Origin of the sequence: Streptomyces pyxinicus (genome assembly GCF_024753135.1) — a bacterium.
In the GTDB taxonomy this organism is placed as follows: domain Bacteria; phylum Actinomycetota; class Actinomycetes; order Streptomycetales; family Streptomycetaceae; genus Streptomyces; species Streptomyces pyxinicus.
On the sequence record NZ_JANUGP010000029.1, the window covers coordinates 39,048 to 55,095 of the forward strand.

Genomic DNA, 16,048 nt, shown 5'->3' on the forward strand with positions numbered 1-16,048 from the left:
GGCGCCGGGGACAATGGACCCCGTGCGCTATCGCCTCCTCGGTCCCACCCAGGTGCTCCGCCCCGACGGCACGGCCGTCCCGGTCGGCGGGGCGCGGCTGCGCGCCCTGCTGAGCGTGCTCGCGCTGCGGGCCGGCCGGACGGTGCCGGCCGGCGTGCTGGTGGCCGAGGTGTGGGACGCCGATCCGCCCGCCGACGCGGCCGGTGCCCTCCAGGCGCTGGTGGGCCGGCTGCGGCGGGCCATCGGCGCGGACGCGGTCGCCTCCGCCGACGGCGGCTACCGGCTGACCGCCGGGCCGGACGACGTCGACCTCGCCCGTTTCGACCGGCTGGCCGGTGACGGGCTGGCCGCCCTCGCCGACGGCGACCCGGCGAAGGCCGCCGCCGTGCTGGACGACGCCCTCGCCCTGTGGCGCGGCCCCGCCTTGGCCGACCTGCCCGGTCACACCGCCGAGGCGGCCCGCTGGGAGACCCGCCGCCTGGACGCGCTGCGGGCCCGGCACGCCGCCGCCCTCGGGCTCGGGCAGGCCGAGCGGGCACTGCCGGAGCTGACCGCGCTGTGCGACGCCCATCCGCTGGACGAGCCCTTGCAGGCGCTGCGGCTGCGGGCGCTGCGCGACGCGGGCCGCCCGGCGCAGGCACTGGCCGCCTACGACGGGGTACGGCACCTGCTCGCGGACCGGCTCGGTTCCGATCCGGGGCCGGAACTGCGGGCGCTGCACGCCGAGTTGCTGACGGAGGCGCCGCCCGAGCCGGAACCGGGCGCGGGACCGGGGAACCTGCCGGCGCGGCTGACCTCGTTCGTGGGCCGGGAGGCCGACATCGCCGCCATCGGCGCCGATCTCGCGACGGCCCGGCTGGTGACCCTGCTGGGGCCGGGCGGCGCGGGCAAGACCCGGCTGTCGCAGGAGGCCGCCGAGGCGGTACGGCACACCGTGCGGGACGGGGTGTGGCTGGCGGAGCTGGCCCCGGTGGACGATCCGGCGGCGGTGCCGCAGGCGGTGCTGACCGCGATCGGCGCCCGCGAGACCGTGCTGCACGGCGCCGGTGCCGACAGCATGCGCGCGGTCACCGACGCCCACGATCCGGCGGACCGGCTGGTGGAGTACTGCGCCCGGCGCCGCATGGTGCTGGTCCTGGACAACTGCGAGCACGTCGTCGAGGCCGCCGCCCAGCTGGCCGAGCGGCTGCTGGCGCGCTGCCCGGGGCTGACCGTGCTGGCCACCAGCCGGGAGCCGCTGGGGGTGCCGGGCGAGCGGGTGCGGCCGGTGGAGCCGCTGCCGGGGCCGGTCGCGCTGCGGCTGCTGGCCGACCGGGGCGGCGCCGCGCGGCCCGGGTTCCGGACCGAGGACGACCCGGAGGCCTGCGCGGAGATCTGCCGCCGCCTCGACGGGCTGCCGCTGGCGATCGAGCTGGCCGCGGCCCGGCTGCGGATGCTCACCCCGCGCCAGATCGCCGACCGGCTGGACGACCGGTTCCGGCTGCTCACCTCCGGCAGCCGCACCGTGCTGCCCCGCCAGCAGACGCTGCGGGCGGTGGTGGACTGGTCCTGGGACCTGCTGGACGCCGACGAACGCGACGTGCTGGCCCGGCTGTCGGTGTTCGCGGGCGGCTGCGACCTGGCCGCCGCCGAGGCCGTCTGCGGGCCGGTCGCCCTGGACGCGCTGGGCTCGCTGGTAGACAAGTCCCTGGTGGTCGCGGCCCCGGCGGCCGACGGCGGGATGCGCTACCGGCTGCTGGAGACCGTCGCCGAGTACGCCGCCGAACGGCTCGCGGAGACCGGGCACCGGGCCGCCGCGCAGCGCGCCCACCTGTCGTACTACCGCGAACTGGCCCGCACCACCGACCCGTTGCTGCGCGGCCCGCGGCAGCGCGCCGCCATCCACCGCCTCCAGCAGGAGTACGAGAACGTGCGCACCGCCCTGCGGCACGCCGTCGCCGTGCGCGACGAGTCGGAGGCGCTGTGCCTGGTGCTGTCCCTCCAGTGGTTCTGGCAGATGCGCAACCAGGAGACCGAGGTGCGCACCTGGTGCCCGGAGGTGATGGCGCTGGGCCCCGACCCGTTCGCCGAGCCGGTGCGCCGGGCCCGGCCGGTGTGGCAGCGCCCGCACGACGCGCCGCCGCCGTACGCGGGCGAGGTGCTGCTGGAGGCGCGGCGCGGGGTCCACATGAGTCATCTCGCCGTCATGGACACGGATCTGGAGACCTGGCAGACGCCGGAGGCGCGGGAGAAGCTGCGGATCGTGACGCGGGTGTACGAGCCCGGTCTGCCGCAGGTGTGCCGGGCGCCGGGCATGCTGTGGTTCTTCGCCGAGATGATGACCGGGAGCGTGGACCGGCTGCTGCCCATCGTGGAGGCGGCCGTGCGGACCTCTCGGGCGACGCCGGGCTACGAGTGGGAGCTGGCCGGTGCGCTCCAGATGCGCGCCAACCTGCTGGCCAACCGCACCGCCTGGGCCGGGGACGCCACCCGGGACGCCGACGAGGCGCTGGAGATCTACCGCCGGCTGGGCGACGACTGGGGTACCGCCGAGGCGCTGTCGGCGCGTGGTGAGGCCCGCGAGCGCAAGGGCGCCTACCAGGAGGCGGCGGCCGACTACCGGGCCGCCATCGAGCACGCCGAACGCCTCGGTGCCCGCGCCCAGGTGGCCGTGCTGCGAACGCGGCTGGGCAGTGTGCTGATGGAGTCCGGCGACGCCGAGTCCGGCGAGCGGATGCTGCGCGAGGTGATCGCCGACCAGCAGGGCACGCACAGCGAGGCGATGCCGGCCGCCCGGATGTTCCTGGCCTCGTGGCTCGCCCTGACCGGCCGCACCGACGAGGCCCGTGAGCAACTGCGGCTGCTGCGCGAGGAGTTCAGGAACGCGCACTTCGTCGTCTTCGACGCGCTGCTGGCCGGCCAGGAGGCGTTCGTGGACGCCGTGGACGACCTGGGCGAGGCGGCGCTGGCGCGCACCCGCAGGGCACTGGAACTGGCCGTCGACCCGCTGTCCCGGACGATCGTGCCGCACCTGGACTCCATCTGCCTCACCGTGGCCGCCCTGGCCCTGGCCGGGGCGGTGGGCCGCCCGGCCGACGGGGCGCGCTGCCTGGCCGCCGCCCAGGGCGTGCTGCCGCCCGGGCACGTCTCCTCGGCCGTGGAGTTGCGGATGTTCGGCCTGGCCGAGGCCCGGATCCGGGAGAGCCTCGACGGCGCCGCCTTCGAGGCCGCGTACGCCGAGGGCGGTGGCCTCTCCCTCGCGGAGGCCACCGCCCTGGTGTGAGCGTGCGTGCCGGTCAGCTCTTGGTGCGGAACTTGTGGATGGCGACCGGCGCCATCACGGCGGTCAGGCCCACCGACCAGATCAGCGTCACCCACAGCGGGCGGGCGACGGCGCCGCCCTCCATCAGTCCACGGGCGCAGTCGGCCAGCGCGGACAGCGGGTTGTAGTCGGTGAAGGCCTGGAGCCAGCCCGGCATCGACTTGGTCGGCGCGAAGATCGAGGAGCCGAACTGGAGCGGCATCAGCACCAGGAAGCCCATCGCCTGCACCGACTGGGCGCTCTTCATGACCACGCCGAGGGTGAGGAACACCCACATCAGGGCCGAGCCGAAGACGGCGGACAGGCCCACGGCGCCGAGCAGGCCGCTCCAGCTGTGCACGTCGTAGCCCACGAGCAGGGCGACCACCAGCAGCACCGCGGTCGCGAACATCATGCGCATCAGCTCGACCGCGATCTTCGCGAAGAGCACCGAGCCGCGGCCGATGGGCAGGGAGCGGAAGCGGTCCATCACACCGGAGTTGAAGTCGGTGTTGAAGCCGGTGCCCACGCCCTGGGCCATGTTCATGCCCATCATGGCGAGCAGGCCGGGGATCACGTACTGGACGTACTGGTCCTGGCCGCCGCCCAGCGACTGGCCGATGGAGCCGCCGAAGACGTACACGAACAGCAGGGTGAAGATGACCGGGAACAGGATGGCGTCGAACATCGACTCCGGGTCCTGCCGGATCCACAGCAGGTTGCGGCGGATCAGGGCGCCGGTGTGCCGCAGGTGGGCGCGGAGCGAGATCGGCGTGTCGCCCTTCAGGGCGGCCGGGGTGACGGTGGTGGCGCTCATACGGCGACCTCCTCGCGGGTGTCGGCGGGCGTGGGGTCCTGCGGGGCACTGGCGCGGTGGCCGGTGAGGGACAGGAACACTTCGTCCAGGCTGGGCAGTTCGGTGGTGATGGCGGAGAGGGTGATGCCGCGCGCGGTGACGGCGCCGACGACGGCGGTCAGCTGCTCGTCGCTGAGGATCGGCACCAGCAGGGTCCCGGTCTGGTCGTCGACGGTGGTGGACGCGAGGCCGGTGATGCCGAGTTCGTCCAGCATGCCGGCGAGCGGGCGCAGCTCCAGCGGGTCGAGCGGCCGGACGCGCAGGGTGCGTCCGCCTACGCGGGCCTTCAGCTCCTCGATGCCGCCCTTGGCGATGACCTTGCCGCGGTCGACCACGGTCAGCTCGGAGGCGAGCTGCTCGGCCTCCTCCATGTACTGGGTGGTGAGCAGCACGGTGACGCCGTCGCCGACCATGGCCTTCACCTCGGCCCAGACCTCGTTGCGGGTGCGGGGGTCGAGTCCGGTGGTCGGCTCGTCCAGGTAGAGCACGGCCGGCCGGCCGATCATGGAGGCGGCGAGGTCGAGGCGGCGCCGCATGCCGCCGGAGTAGGTGCTCGCGGGGCGCTTGGCCGCCTCGGTGAGGGAGAACCGCTCCAGCAGTTCGTCGGCGCGGGCGCGGGCGTCCTTGCGGGGCAGGTCGAGCAGCCGGCCGATCAGGTAGAGGTTCTCCCAGCCGGGGAGCTTCTCGTCCACGGAGGCGTACTGGCCGGTGAGGCCTATCACCCGGCGGAGCTGGCGGGGCTGGCGCACCACGTCGTAGCCGGCCACCACCGCCTCGCCGGCGTCCGGGGTGATCAGGGTGGACAGGATGCGTACCAGGGTGGTCTTGCCGGCGCCGTTGGGGCCGAGCACGCCCATCACGGTGCCCTGCCGCACGTCCAGGTCGACTCCGTCCAGAGCCTTGGTCTCGCCGTAGTGCTTGACCAGTCCCCGTACGGTCACGGCGTGGCTCCCGCCGGCGGGGGTGTCGTCGATTCGCGTCATGCCGTAGACAGTGCCAGGCCCCACCGACAAACCACCGACAGCCGACCGACAGCCGCTGTGTGCTCTGTCGGCACCGGAAAAGGATTTGCCCGGCGAGGGGCCGGGGACCGAGCATTCCCCGGTGATACGCGCGCTGCTTCCCGACCTCGCCCCCTGGAAGGGCTCCGTGGACTTCCGGCGGTTGTGGAAGTCGGGTCTGATCAGCGGCTTCGGTACGTTCCTGACGTTCGTCGCGGTACCGGTGCAGCTGAAGGAGCTGACCGGCTCGGCGGCGGCGGTCGGCGCGGTCGGTGCCGTGGAGCTGCTGCCGCTGATCGTGTGCGGGCTGTACGGCGGGGCGCTCGCCGACGCGCTCGACAAGCGCCGGCTGATCGTGTGGACGGAACTCGGCCAGGGTCTGCTCAGCGCCGTCCTGCTGCTGAACGCCCTGCTGCCCGGCCCGGCCGTCTGGCCGCTGTATGCCGTCGCCGCGCTGTCCTCCGCCCTGGTCTCCGTGCAGCGCCCGGCGCTGGACTCGCTGTGGCCCCGGATCGTGGCCCACGACCACCTGCCGGCCGCGGCTTCCCTGAACTCGCTGCGCTGGACGGTCGGCGGGGTCGCGGGCCCGGCGGTCGCGGGCGTGGTCGTGGCCTACGCGGGCCTGGGCTGGGCGTACGCGGCGGATGTGCTGACCTTCGCGGTGTCGCTGGCGTACATCGTGCGGATCGCGCCCGCCCCCGCCGCCGCGGAGGCGGTCCGGCCCTCGCTCACCGCGATCTGGGAGGGCGCCCGGTACGCGTGGAGCCGCAAGGAGCTGCTGGGCACGTACGCCGTGGACCTGGCGGCGATGTTCCTGGCGATGCCGCTGGCCGTGCTGCCGTTCCTCGCCGACGACCTGCGCGCGCCGTGGGCGCTGGGCCTGATGTACGCGGCGATGCCGGCCGGCGCCCTGCTGGTGAGCCTGACCGGCGGCTGGACCTCGCGGATGCACCGGCACGGGCTGATGGTGGTGCTGGCCGCGGCCGGCTGGGGGCTCGCGGTGGCGGCGGCCGGGGTGTGCGGGAACGTGTGGCTGGTGCTCGTGCTGCTGACCCTGGGCGGTGGCTTCGACATGGTCAGCGGGATCTTCCGGTCCGCGATGTGGAACCAGACCATCCCGGACGAGCTGCGCGGCCGCCTCGCCGGCATCGAGCTGCTCTCCTACTCGGTCGGCCCCCAGCTCGGCCAGGTCCGCGCGGGCAGCCTCGCCGCGTGGGCCGGCGTCCGGACGTCGATAGCCTCCGGCGGCCTGGCCTGCGCCGGCGTGGTGGGCCTGCTCGCCCTGTGCCTGCCGGGTCTGATGGCGTACGACGCGCGCACCAACGAACACGCGGTGCGGATGCGCGAGCGCCGGGCCGCCGCCACTCCTGAGACGGTCGCCTGATCAGAGGCGGCGGCGGTGCCGCTTGGGCTTGGGTTCGGGTGGCCGTCGGCTCCCCGGCTGCGGTGGGCGCCCGGACCTGTTGCGGCACGCACCCGAGCCCGGCGGGCCGACGCCGCTCCGGGGACCGGCGCCCGAGCAGGGGTCGTCGGTGCTGCCCCCGGGTCGCGGACCCGACGGCGTTCGTCCTGCGCACCGCGGCGGGACCTGCGCGGCCCCATGGAAACGGCGCTCGTGCCGTCACACACGCGGAGCGGGGACCGTCGCCGGTCGAGGCCGTCGAGGGCTCGGCGGTCCTCGCCGGTCCCGCCCCGGTCCGGGACGCGGGTGTCCGGCGGCCGGCCTCCCGGGGGGATCGAGGCGACGCGCGAGCCCGCCCGGCCACCGGCCGTCGCGGCACCGGATCGTTGCCTGGTGGTGGACGACCCGTGGCGCCCACGCCGGCCCGCACCCGGAGCAGGCCGCCGGTCAGCCGCTGTCGGTGTCGCCGCGTGCAGACGCGTCGTGCCAGCGCGGGTCGTTCTCCCACTGCAGGTTGCGTTCGGCGGCGGTCTCCATCGCGTGCTGGGCCTCCTGGCGGGAGGCGTACGGGCCGAAGCGGTCCTTGCCCGGGCAGTCCGGGCCCTCCTCGACCTTCTTGTGCTCCAGGCAGTAGAACCACTCACCCGGCTTGCCGGCGGTGCGCTTCTTGAACAAGGACATCGGCTGCTCCTCTCGCCAGGGTCATGTTCCCCCATGTGGGCTCGATAGACTCGCCGGCATGTCTGGCCAGTCGCTGCTCGTACCGGGGGAGCTGTCCCCCATCCGTTCCGTCCCGGGAAACATCCGGCGTCCCGAGTACGTCGGCAAGCCCGCGCCGGCCTCGTACACCGGCCCGGAGGTGCAGACCCCGGAGACCGTCGAGGCCATGCGGGTCGCGGGGCGTATCGCCGCGCGGGCGATGGAGGAGGCCGCGAAGGTCATCGCGCCCGGTGTCACCACGGACACGCTGGACAAGGTGGCGCACGCGTACATGTGCGACCACGGCGCCTACCCGTCCACGCTCGGCTACCGCGGCTTCCCGAAGTCGCTGTGCACCTCGGTCAACGAGGTCATCTGCCACGGCATCCCGGACTCGACGGTCCTCAGGGACGGCGACATCGTCAACCTGGACGTCACCGCGTACATCGGCGGCGTGCACGGCGACAACAACGCCACCTACCTGGTCGGTGACGTGGACGAGGAGTCCCGCCTGCTGGTCGAGCGCACCCGCGAGTCGCTGAACCGGGCGATCAAGGCGGTGAAGCCGGGCCGGCAGATCAACATCATCGGCCGGGTCATCGAGTCGTACGCCAAGCGCTTCGGCTACGGGGTGGTGCGGGACTTCACCGGGCACGGCATCAACTCGTCGTTCCACTCGGGGCTGATCATCCCGCACTACGACAGCCCGCACGCCACCACGGTGATCCAGCCGGGGATGACCTTCACGATCGAGCCGATGCTGACGCTGGGCACGCACGAGTACGACATGTGGGACGACGGCTGGACGGTCGTGACGAAGGACCGCAGGCGGACCGCGCAGTTCGAGCACACGCTCGTGGTGACGGAGTCCGGCGCGGAGATCCTGACCCTGCCCTGATCCATCCCTGACCTTTCCGTGAAAGCCCGCCCCTGCCGGGGGCGGGCTTTCTCTCGGACGCTTTTACCGACATACTGTCGGGAAGTTCCCGACATCGAGTCGGAATAGGCGTTGACTTAGGTAAGGCTTACCTTAGAGGATGTGCTCATGGACTCCTTCTCGTCCCTGATCCGCACCGCGTCGCACGAGCAGCACGTGGAAGCGGAGACCTCGACGTTCATGAGCGATCTGCTGGGCGGCCGGCTCGGTGTGGACGCGTACGCGCGCTACACCGAGCAGTTGTGGTTCGTCTACGAAGCCCTGGAGAGCGCCACCGGGCACCTGGCCGGCGATCCGGTGGCCGGCCCCTTCGTCCAGCCGGAGCTGCTGCGGCTGCCGGCCCTGGAGCGGGACCTGGCGCATCTGCGCGGGCCCGACTGGCGGGCGGGGCTGACCGCCCTGCCGGCGACCCGGGCGTACGCGGACCGGGTGCGCGAGTGCGCCGAGGGCTGGCCCGGCGGCTATGTCGCCCACCACTACACCCGCTATCTCGGCGACCTGTCGGGCGGTCAGATCATCCGCGACCGGGCGGAGAAGACCTGGGGCTTCGCCAGGAAGGGCGACGGCGTCCGCTTCTACGTCTTCGAGGAGATCGGCAACCCGGCCGCCTTCAAGCGCGGATACCGGGAGCTGCTGGACGCGATCGGCGTGGACGAGCTGGAGCAGCAGCGGATCGTCGGCGAGTGCAAGCGGGCGTTCGCGCTGAACACGGCCGTCTTCCGGGCGCTGGGCGAGGAGTTCCCGCTCACCGCCTGAGCCGAGCCGGCCGCCCGGTTCCGGGTGCCGGCACGACCGGGCCCCCTCGGCGCGCGAGAGGCGCGGAGGGGGCCCGGACCGGTCGGGTCAGCGCAGGTAGTCGCTGCAGTGGACGCCGCTCCAGGCCGCGTGGTTGACGGACGAGCTCAGCTCGCCGGCGTACGGGCTGCAGACGGGGTAGTCGTTGTTGTCGCCCATGTCGTCGTGGCCGGCGGCACTGGCGGTCGTCGCGCCGGTGGCGGCGAGTGCCGCGGCCAGCACGGTGGCGGCGAGGACGGAACGGATGCGCATGGTGCTCCTCTCGGGGAGGCAGAGTGGTCACGCCCAGAGGTAACCGCTCGCTCTCACACGCACACACGACTCCACCCGAACGGAGCCCGAAGGACCACCCGCGCGCCGCCGTTCAGCGTTCGAGGCTGACCCGTCCGCCGATCTCGATCCAGCCGTGCGGCTGCGGGGCGGTGAGGAGCTGCGAGCCCCGGCCCTGCGTGATGTTCAGCGCCCGGCCGAGCAGGTCGGTGAGCAGCAGCGCGGCGGCACCGGTCGCCTCGTCCTCGTCGATGCCGTCGCCGCGTCCCGGGAAGGCGCGGGCGCGTACCCGTCCGGCCGCCTCGTCCTGCCACGCCCAGGCGTACAGCCTCCCCCAGACTTCGTCCGGGGGGACCCCCATCTCGCTTCGCTCCCCCGGCGGCGGCACCTTCAACGCGTCGACCTCGGCCGCGCTCGCGTACTGCCGCAGGGTGCGCGGCGGGGCCCACTGCGCGCGAGCCTCGATCCAGGTGAACTCGCCGTCCAGGCGCGTCCCGACGACCCCGGCGGGCGTGACCAGCTCGGGCACGTCGAGCAGCCAGGCGGTGCCGACGCAGGGGTGGCCGGCGAAGGGCAGCCGGGCGGCGGGCGTGTAGATGTCGATCACTCCGCGCTCGGGGTCGTCCACGAACACGGTCTCGCTGAAGCCGAGTTCGGCCGCCAGCCGCTGCCGGCCGGCCGGCTCGGGCAGCACCGAGCCCTCGCGGACGACGCCCAGCTCGTTGCCGTAGCCGCCGTCGGGTCCGCAGAAGACGCGGAGTACGTCGTAGTCAGTCACCGGTGCATTCAAACACCGCTCCCGGCGCGGGTGCCTCCCCGGCGGGAACACGCCGGGGAGGGGCGCGGGGTTACGCCTCCGCGTGCGCCGGACGGCGCCTGCGGACCGCGACGACCACGCCGGCGCCCGCCGCCACGGTGACCGCGGCCGCCGCGCCCAGGGCGCCGACGGGGGTGTCGGAGCCGGTGGCGGCCATGGTGCCGCCGACCACGCCACCGCCGCCGGTGGTGGAGCCGGTGCCGGTGGTGCCCGCGCCGGTCGTGCCCGCGCCGGTGCCGGTGGCCGTGGTCGTGGTCGTGCCGCCCGTGCCCGTCGGCAGGGTGGCGCCCTTCTTGACGGCCACGGAGAGGTTGACCGGGTCGAGGACGGTGCCCTTGGGGTAATAGCCGCTGAACGCCTTGGCGCCCGCGTCGGTGAGGGTGGCCGTCACGCCGTTCACGGTGATGACGTTCTTCTTGGCCGTCAGGTCGGTGGACTTGGCCTTGAGGTCGGCCAGCACCACGTCCTGGGACTTCTTGCCGAGGCTGGTGACGTCGGCGGTCAGCTTGCCGGTACCCCGCTTCAGCGTGGCGTGCAGGTCGCTGAGGGTGAGGTCGAGGCCGTAGGTGCCGTTGGTCTCGTGGCCCTTGAAGTTCACCGCGCCCTTGACGGCGGCGGCGAGGCTGTCGGCCTTGGTGTCGTAGCTGCCGGTGGCGCCCGGGAAGGTGAAGGCGCCGTTGCCGGAGGCCTGCTTGGCGCCGCCCGAGGTGGAGATCTTGCCGTGGGCCACGCCGCCGACGACGTAGGTGCGGAAGGACTTCTTGACGCCCCAGCCGAGCGTGCCGTCGACTATCGAGCCCATGGTCGGGGCGGTCGAGGCGGTCGGGCTCGGGCTCTTCGAGGGGGACTTGGTCGGCTTGGCGGTCGCGGTCGCCGTCGGCTTGGCGGTGGCCGTCCCCGTGGGGGTCGGGGTGGCGGTCTTGGTGGGCGTCGGGTCCGGGGTCTGCTTCGGCGGAACCACCGACACCGGGTCGCCGGCCGCGCCCGCGTAGGAGGAGCTGCCGAGGAAGTCGCCGGCCTGGGTGGTCAGGGTGGTGCCCAGGTTCGTCATGTCCTGGCTGGTCGGCGCCGCGACCTTGGCGAGCGGCACGTCCTGCTGCTTGGCGCCGCCGTCGGCGACCAGGTCGGCGGTGAGGGCGCCGGTCGCGCTGTCGTACTGGACGTCCGAGATCTCCCGCTTGAACCCGTGCAGTTTGGACTCGATGGTGAGGGTGCCCTGGAAGGCCAGGTGCACGGTGTGCTTGGCGCTGTCGTAGCTCCCCTTGCCGTCGGTGAAGGTGAAGGCGCCGTTGTTCGCGGCCTGCGAGGCGCCGCCGGTGGCGGTGAAGGTGCCCTGGGCGAAGCCGGTGACGTAGGAGCGGTACGACTGCTTGATGCCCCAGGTCAGCTGGTAGCCGGTGAGCGGGATGTCGGCGGCCGAGGCGGTGGTGGCCGTCAGCGCGGTGAGGGCGCCGGAGCCGAGGGTGACCGCGACGGCGGCGGCTGCGAGGGCGAGGCGTCTGGGAGCAGTGGCGGGCATGGGTGGTCCGTCTCCTTGGGTCGGTTCGGGGGTGTGGTCAGCCCTGGCCGGCGGCCTTGCGGGCGCGGTGCCGGCGCAGGGCGTAGGTGCCGCCCGCGGCGAGCAGCAGCACGCCGGCCGCGGTGAGGGCGAGGGGCAGGACGGGGGGGCCGTCGTCGTGGGTGCCGTCGTCGGCCTTGGTGGTGGCCGCCGCCGGGGTGGGCGCGGGCGACGGTGTGGGGTCGGCGGCGCTGCCCGGGTCGGGCAGCACGGGCAGCCGGGCGTCGTCGGTGAGGGTGACGGCGAGGGACACGGGGTCCATCGCGGTGCCGGGCCGGTACATCCCGCCGAAGGCCTTGGCGCCCTCGGCGGTGAGCCTGGCGGGGGCCTCGGTGAGCTTGGCGAGGCCCTTCTCGGCGGTGAAGTCCTTGGCGGTGAAGGTGACCAGCGGGACCTTCCGCGTGGTGGTCCCGGCGCTGGTGACGTCGGCGTACAGGGTGCCCTCGCCGTCGTGGACGGTGGCGGCGACCCTGCCGAACTCCAGGTCGAGGCCGTGCTTGCCGGTGAAGCGGAGCGTGCCGCGGAAGTGTGCGGTCAACTCGCCCTTGGCATAGGTGCCTTCGCCCGCGGGGAAGCGGAAGAGGGCGCCGCCGTCGCGGGCTCCGTCGGCGAGGGTCCACCTGCCGTGCGCGATGTCGCCGGTGACGTACTCGCGGAAGGTGCGGCGCACCCCCCAGTCGACGGCGCCGTCCACGAGCGCGCCGGGCTTCTGGGACCGCTTCTCCTTGTGTCCGGCGGACGTGGAGGGCTTGGGCGAGGTCGCGGTGGCGGCCGGGCGGACGTCGGCGGCGAGGGTCACCGGGTCCAGGGCGGTGCCAGCGGTGTAGTAGCCGGCGAAGGACGTGGCGCCCTGCGCGGTGAGCGTGGCGGGCACATTGGCCAGGGCGACGGAACTGCCGCCGCCGCGCATGTCGATGCCGCGCAGGGAGAGGGAGGCGAAGGGCACCTGCGCGGACGTCGTGACCGTCCCGGTGCCCTTCGCCTTGCTGGTGACGTCCAGGTAGAGCGTGCCGGAGCCGCCGGAGATCCGGACCGTGGGGCGGCTGAGGGTGAGGTCGAGCTGGTAGGAGCCGCCGCCGGTGCGGTGGCCGACGAAGTGCACGCCGCCGGCGAAGGAGGCGTGGAACGCCCCGGTGTCGCCGTCGTACGAGCCGGTCGCCGACGGGAAGCGGAACTGGCTGCTGCCCACGGTGGCCGCGCCGCCGGTGAGGGAGTAACTCCCCTTGGCGATGGGCCCGGTGACGTAGCTCTGGAACGAGGACTTCACGCCCCAGTCGAGCCGTCCTCCCTGCACGGTGCGGCTCGCGGCCTGCGCCGGACCGGCCGGGAGCAGCAGGGCCCCCAGGACGGTGGCGCACACCGCGGTGACCAGGGCACGAAGGCGCGCGGGCATGGAGGGTCCTCCGGGAACGACAGCGGGTAGCAGGTTTAGGTAAGGCTAACCTAAACTCTATCCGGCAGAAGCGGAAGCCGATCGAAGGGAACGGGACGAGACCGTGAGACGGTTGCGCACACAACTGGCGGGGACACTCGTCTCCTTGGTGGTCCTCGCGGTGGGCGCCACCGGCTGCGGCCACTCCACCGGGGCCGCGGCCCCGGCCCGGACGGCGGCCACGGCCGACCGCGTGGAGCCGCTGAAGGACACCCCGACGCCCCGGCTGCCGGTCACCGTCGACTCGGCCGACGGCCGTGAGGTGACCGTGCGCCAGGCGCGGCGGATCGTGCCGCTGTCCGGCAGTCTCAGCGAGATCGTGTTCACGCTGGGGCTCGGCGAGCGGGTCGTCGCCCGGGACATCACCGCCACCTTCCCGCAGGCGGCGAAGCTCCCGGTCGTCACCCGCAACCACGACGTCTCCGCCGAGAGCGTGCTGTCCCTCAAGCCCGACCTGGTGCTCGCCGAGACCACCTCCGGACCGGCGGAGGCCATCGGGCAGATCCGCGCGGCCGGTGTGCCGGTGCTGGTCATCGACCCGGCCAAGGGCCTGTCGGACGTCGGCCCGCGCATCGGGGCCGTGGCCCGCGCGCTCGGCGTCCCGGCGGCGGGCGAGGAGCTGACCCGGCGTTCGGAGCAGCGCATCGCCGCCGTGCGCAAGACCGTGCCGGCGCACAAGGACAAGCCCCGGGTGGCGTTCCTGTACCTGCGCGGCTCGGCCTCCGTCTACCTCATCGGCGGCACGGGCTCGGGCGCGACCTCGCTGCTGGAGGCCGCCGGGGCGGTGGACGCGGGCGCCGCGTCCGGGCTGTCCAAGGACTTCACCGCCATCACCACCGAAGCCCTCGCGAAGGCCGCGCCGGACGCGATCCTCGTCATGACCAAGGGGCTGGAATCCGTGGGCGGGATCGACGGGCTGGTGAAGATCCCGGGCGTCGCCGAGACCCCGGCGGGCATGCACCGCAGGGTCGTGTCCGTCGAGGACGGCGTGCTGCTGAACTACGGGCCGCGCACCGACCGGGTACTGGCGACCGTGGTGCGCCAGCTCTACGGGGGCGGGGACAGGTGACCGTGCTCGACAAGGCCGCCGAGCGGACGGCCGCCGCCCCGCTCCGGGCCCGGCGCTCCACCGGATGGCTGCTCACGGTGGGCCTGGTGGCCGCCCTGCTGGTGCTGGTGCCGGTGGCCGCCGGCCTCGGCGCCTATCCGATCCCGGTCGCCGACGTCGTCGGCTCGGTGCTGCACCGGGCGCACCTGGGCGGCTCCGCGCTGGACCGGGTGCCCGAGTCGGTGCTGTGGAACGTCCGGTTCCCCCGGATCGTGCTGGCGCTGCTGGTCGGCGCCTCACTCGGCTGCGCGGGGGCCCTGATGCAGGGCGTGTTCGGCAATCCGCTCGCCGAACCCGGCGTCATCGGCGTCTCCTCGGGGGCGGCGGTCGGCGCGGTCGCCGCGATCGCGTTCGGCCTCGACTTCCTCGGCATGTGGACGGTGCCGGTCCTCGCGTTCCTGGCCGGGCTCGGCACGGTGCTGCTCGTGTACGCCATGTCCCGCTCGGGAGGCCGTACCGAGGTGGTGACGCTGATCCTCACCGGGATCGCGGTGAACGCCTTCGGGGGCGCGCTGATCGGCCTCTTCCTGTTCTTCGCGGACACCGCGGCCGTCAGCCAGATCACCTTCTGGCAGCTCGGCTCGCTGTCCCAGGCGACCTGGTCCAAGGTGCTCGCGGTGCTGCCGTGGGCGGTCGGGGGGCTGGCGCTCGCCCCGCTGTACTCCCGGCGCCTCGACCTGCTGGCCCTCGGCGAACGGCCCGCCCGGCACCTGGGCGTGGACGTGGAGCGGCTGCGGCTCACCCTGGTGCTGGTGATCGCGCTGCTGACGGCGGCGGCGGTCAGCGTCGCCGGGATCATCGGCTTCGTCGGACTGGTCGTGCCGCATCTGCTGCGGATGGCGGCGGGTCCCGGGCATCGCTTCCTGGTGCCGGGCAGCGCCCTGCTCGGCGCGCTGGTGCTGCTCGGCGCCGACCTGGCCGCGCGGACGGCCGCCGCGCCGGCCGAGCTGCCGCTGGGCGTGCTGACCTCGCTGCTCGGCAGCCCGTTCTTCTTCCTGCTGCTGCGCAGGACCCGCCGCCGACAAGGGGGGTGGGCATGAGCGTCGTCCCGAACGTCCGGGGGCTGCTGCGGTCCCGTCCGCTGCCGCCCGCCCGGCCGGCCCCGGGCGAGCTGCTGGCCGAGGCCGAGGACCTGCACGTACGGCTCGGCGCCGAGCCGGTGCTCGGCGGGGTCGGGGTGCGGGTGCGGGCCGGTGAGGTGCTCGCGCTCGTCGGGCCCAACGGCGCCGGCAAGTCGACCCTGCTCGGCGCCCTCGCGGCGGACGTCCCGGCCGCCGAGGGTGTCGTACGGCTGCACGGACGGCCGGTCTCCGGGTGGACGCCGGCCGAACTCGCGCTGCGCCGGGCGGTGTTGCCGCAGTCGGCGGAACTGGCCTTCCCGTTCACCGTCGAGGAGGTCGTCCGGATGGGCCGGGCGCCGCACGCGGCCCCGCCCGCCAAGGACGACCTCGCCGTCGCGGAGGCGATGGCGGCGACCGAGGTCACCGGCTTCGCCGGGCGGCCGTTCTCGGCGCTCAGCGGCGGCGAGCGGGCCCGGGTCGCGCTCGCCCGGGTCCTGGCCCAGCGCGCGCCCCTGCTGCTGCTCGACGAGCCGACCGCCGCCCTCGACCTCAGACACCAGGAGGCCGTCCTGCGGCTGTGCCGGGAGCGGGCGCGGGCCGGGGACGCCGTCGTGGTCGTCCTGCACGACCTCGCCCTCGCCGCCGCCTACGCCCACCGCGTCACCGTCCTCCACGCCGGCCGCGTCGCGGCCGACGGCCCACCGGCCGAGGTCTTCACCGAGACCCTGCTGTCGCGCGTGTACGAGCACCCGGTCGAGGTGTACGACCACCCGCGCACCGGAGCACTCGTGGTGGGGCCGAGGCGCCTGCCCTGATATCGACCACCAGCGCA

At 74.1% G+C, this 16,048-nt stretch carries 14 protein-coding genes; 7 read left to right on the top strand and 7 right to left on the bottom strand.

Annotation, left to right across the window (positions count from 1 at the left end):
* The first annotated feature begins 13 nt into the window (after nt 1-13).
* Nucleotides 14-3,262: an ATP-binding protein gene (locus tag NX794_RS29145; RefSeq protein WP_258782287.1), complete on the top strand. Its 3,249-nt coding sequence runs from the start codon at nt 14-16 to the stop codon at nt 3,260-3,262.
* A gap of 13 nt (nt 3,263-3,275) precedes the next feature.
* Here NX794_RS29145 and NX794_RS29150 read toward each other — a convergent pair whose 3' ends face one another.
* Both NX794_RS29150 and NX794_RS29155 read right to left on the bottom strand, forming a co-directional pair.
* A complete protein-coding gene (locus tag NX794_RS29150; protein ID WP_258782288.1) occupies nt 3,276-4,097 on the bottom strand; it encodes an ABC transporter permease in 822 nt (273 codons plus the stop codon).
* On the bottom strand, nt 4,094-5,119 hold the full coding sequence (locus NX794_RS29155) for an ATP-binding cassette domain-containing protein (RefSeq protein ID WP_258782289.1): 1,026 nt from the start codon (nt 5,117-5,119) through the stop codon (nt 4,094-4,096). The genes NX794_RS29150 and NX794_RS29155 overlap by 4 nt, the downstream gene beginning before the upstream one ends.
* Before the next feature lie 124 nt (nt 5,120-5,243).
* Here NX794_RS29155 and NX794_RS29160 point away from each other — a divergent pair, with 124 nt between their 5' ends.
* Nucleotides 5,244-6,521, top strand: coding sequence for an MFS transporter (locus NX794_RS29160; RefSeq protein ID WP_258782353.1), 1,278 nt, complete (start codon nt 5,244-5,246; stop codon nt 6,519-6,521).
* Between the two features lie 465 nt (nt 6,522-6,986).
* Here NX794_RS29160 and NX794_RS29165 read toward each other — a convergent pair whose 3' ends face one another.
* Nucleotides 6,987-7,220: a hypothetical protein gene (locus NX794_RS29165; RefSeq protein ID WP_258782291.1), complete on the bottom strand. Its 234-nt coding sequence runs from the start codon at nt 7,218-7,220 to the stop codon at nt 6,987-6,989.
* A gap of 58 nt (nt 7,221-7,278) precedes the next feature.
* Here NX794_RS29165 and map point away from each other — a divergent pair, with 58 nt between their 5' ends.
* The gene (gene map / locus NX794_RS29170; protein ID WP_258782293.1) at nt 7,279-8,136 is read left to right on the top strand and encodes a type I methionyl aminopeptidase; all 858 of its coding nucleotides are present in this window, start codon (nt 7,279-7,281) and stop codon (nt 8,134-8,136) included.
* Nucleotides 8,137-8,283: 147 nt separating this feature from the next.
* Nucleotides 8,284-8,931 (top strand): biliverdin-producing heme oxygenase, encoded by a 648-nt coding sequence (locus NX794_RS29175; RefSeq protein WP_258782294.1) that lies wholly within the window; start codon nt 8,284-8,286, stop codon nt 8,929-8,931.
* An 87-nt stretch (nt 8,932-9,018) separates the two neighbouring features.
* On the opposite strand, the gene NX794_RS29180 is transcribed toward NX794_RS29175, so the two are convergent.
* The 4 genes from NX794_RS29180 to NX794_RS29195 form a co-directional block, all read right to left on the bottom strand.
* Nucleotides 9,019-9,222 (bottom strand): hypothetical protein, encoded by a 204-nt coding sequence (locus NX794_RS29180; RefSeq protein WP_258782296.1) that lies wholly within the window; start codon nt 9,220-9,222, stop codon nt 9,019-9,021.
* A 112-nt stretch (nt 9,223-9,334) separates the two neighbouring features.
* Nucleotides 9,335-10,018: a PhzF family phenazine biosynthesis protein gene (locus tag NX794_RS29185; protein WP_258782297.1), complete on the bottom strand. Its 684-nt coding sequence runs from the start codon at nt 10,016-10,018 to the stop codon at nt 9,335-9,337.
* A gap of 70 nt (nt 10,019-10,088) precedes the next feature.
* Nucleotides 10,089-11,576, bottom strand: coding sequence for an HtaA domain-containing protein (locus NX794_RS29190; protein WP_258782299.1), 1,488 nt, complete (start codon nt 11,574-11,576; stop codon nt 10,089-10,091).
* A gap of 37 nt (nt 11,577-11,613) precedes the next feature.
* Nucleotides 11,614-13,008 carry an HtaA domain-containing protein gene (locus NX794_RS29195; RefSeq protein WP_258782301.1) on the bottom strand — a complete coding sequence of 465 codons (1,395 nt, stop codon included), beginning with the start codon at nt 13,006-13,008 and terminating at the stop codon, nt 11,614-11,616.
* Nucleotides 13,009-13,111: 103 nt separating this feature from the next.
* Here NX794_RS29195 and NX794_RS29200 point away from each other — a divergent pair, with 103 nt between their 5' ends.
* From NX794_RS29200 to NX794_RS29210, 3 genes are read left to right on the top strand one after another with little or no spacing between them, the layout of a single operon-like run.
* The gene (locus NX794_RS29200) at nt 13,112-14,116 is read left to right on the top strand and encodes a heme/hemin ABC transporter substrate-binding protein (RefSeq protein ID WP_258782303.1); all 1,005 of its coding nucleotides are present in this window, start codon (nt 13,112-13,114) and stop codon (nt 14,114-14,116) included.
* Nucleotides 14,113-15,195 carry a FecCD family ABC transporter permease gene (locus NX794_RS29205; RefSeq protein ID WP_258782304.1) on the top strand — a complete coding sequence of 361 codons (1,083 nt, stop codon included), beginning with the start codon at nt 14,113-14,115 and terminating at the stop codon, nt 15,193-15,195. The genes NX794_RS29200 and NX794_RS29205 overlap by 4 nt, the downstream gene beginning before the upstream one ends.
* Nucleotides 15,192-16,031, top strand: coding sequence for a heme ABC transporter ATP-binding protein (locus NX794_RS29210; RefSeq protein ID WP_258782305.1), 840 nt, complete (start codon nt 15,192-15,194; stop codon nt 16,029-16,031). The genes NX794_RS29205 and NX794_RS29210 overlap by 4 nt, the downstream gene beginning before the upstream one ends.
* Nucleotides 16,032-16,048: the final 17 nt, after the last annotated feature.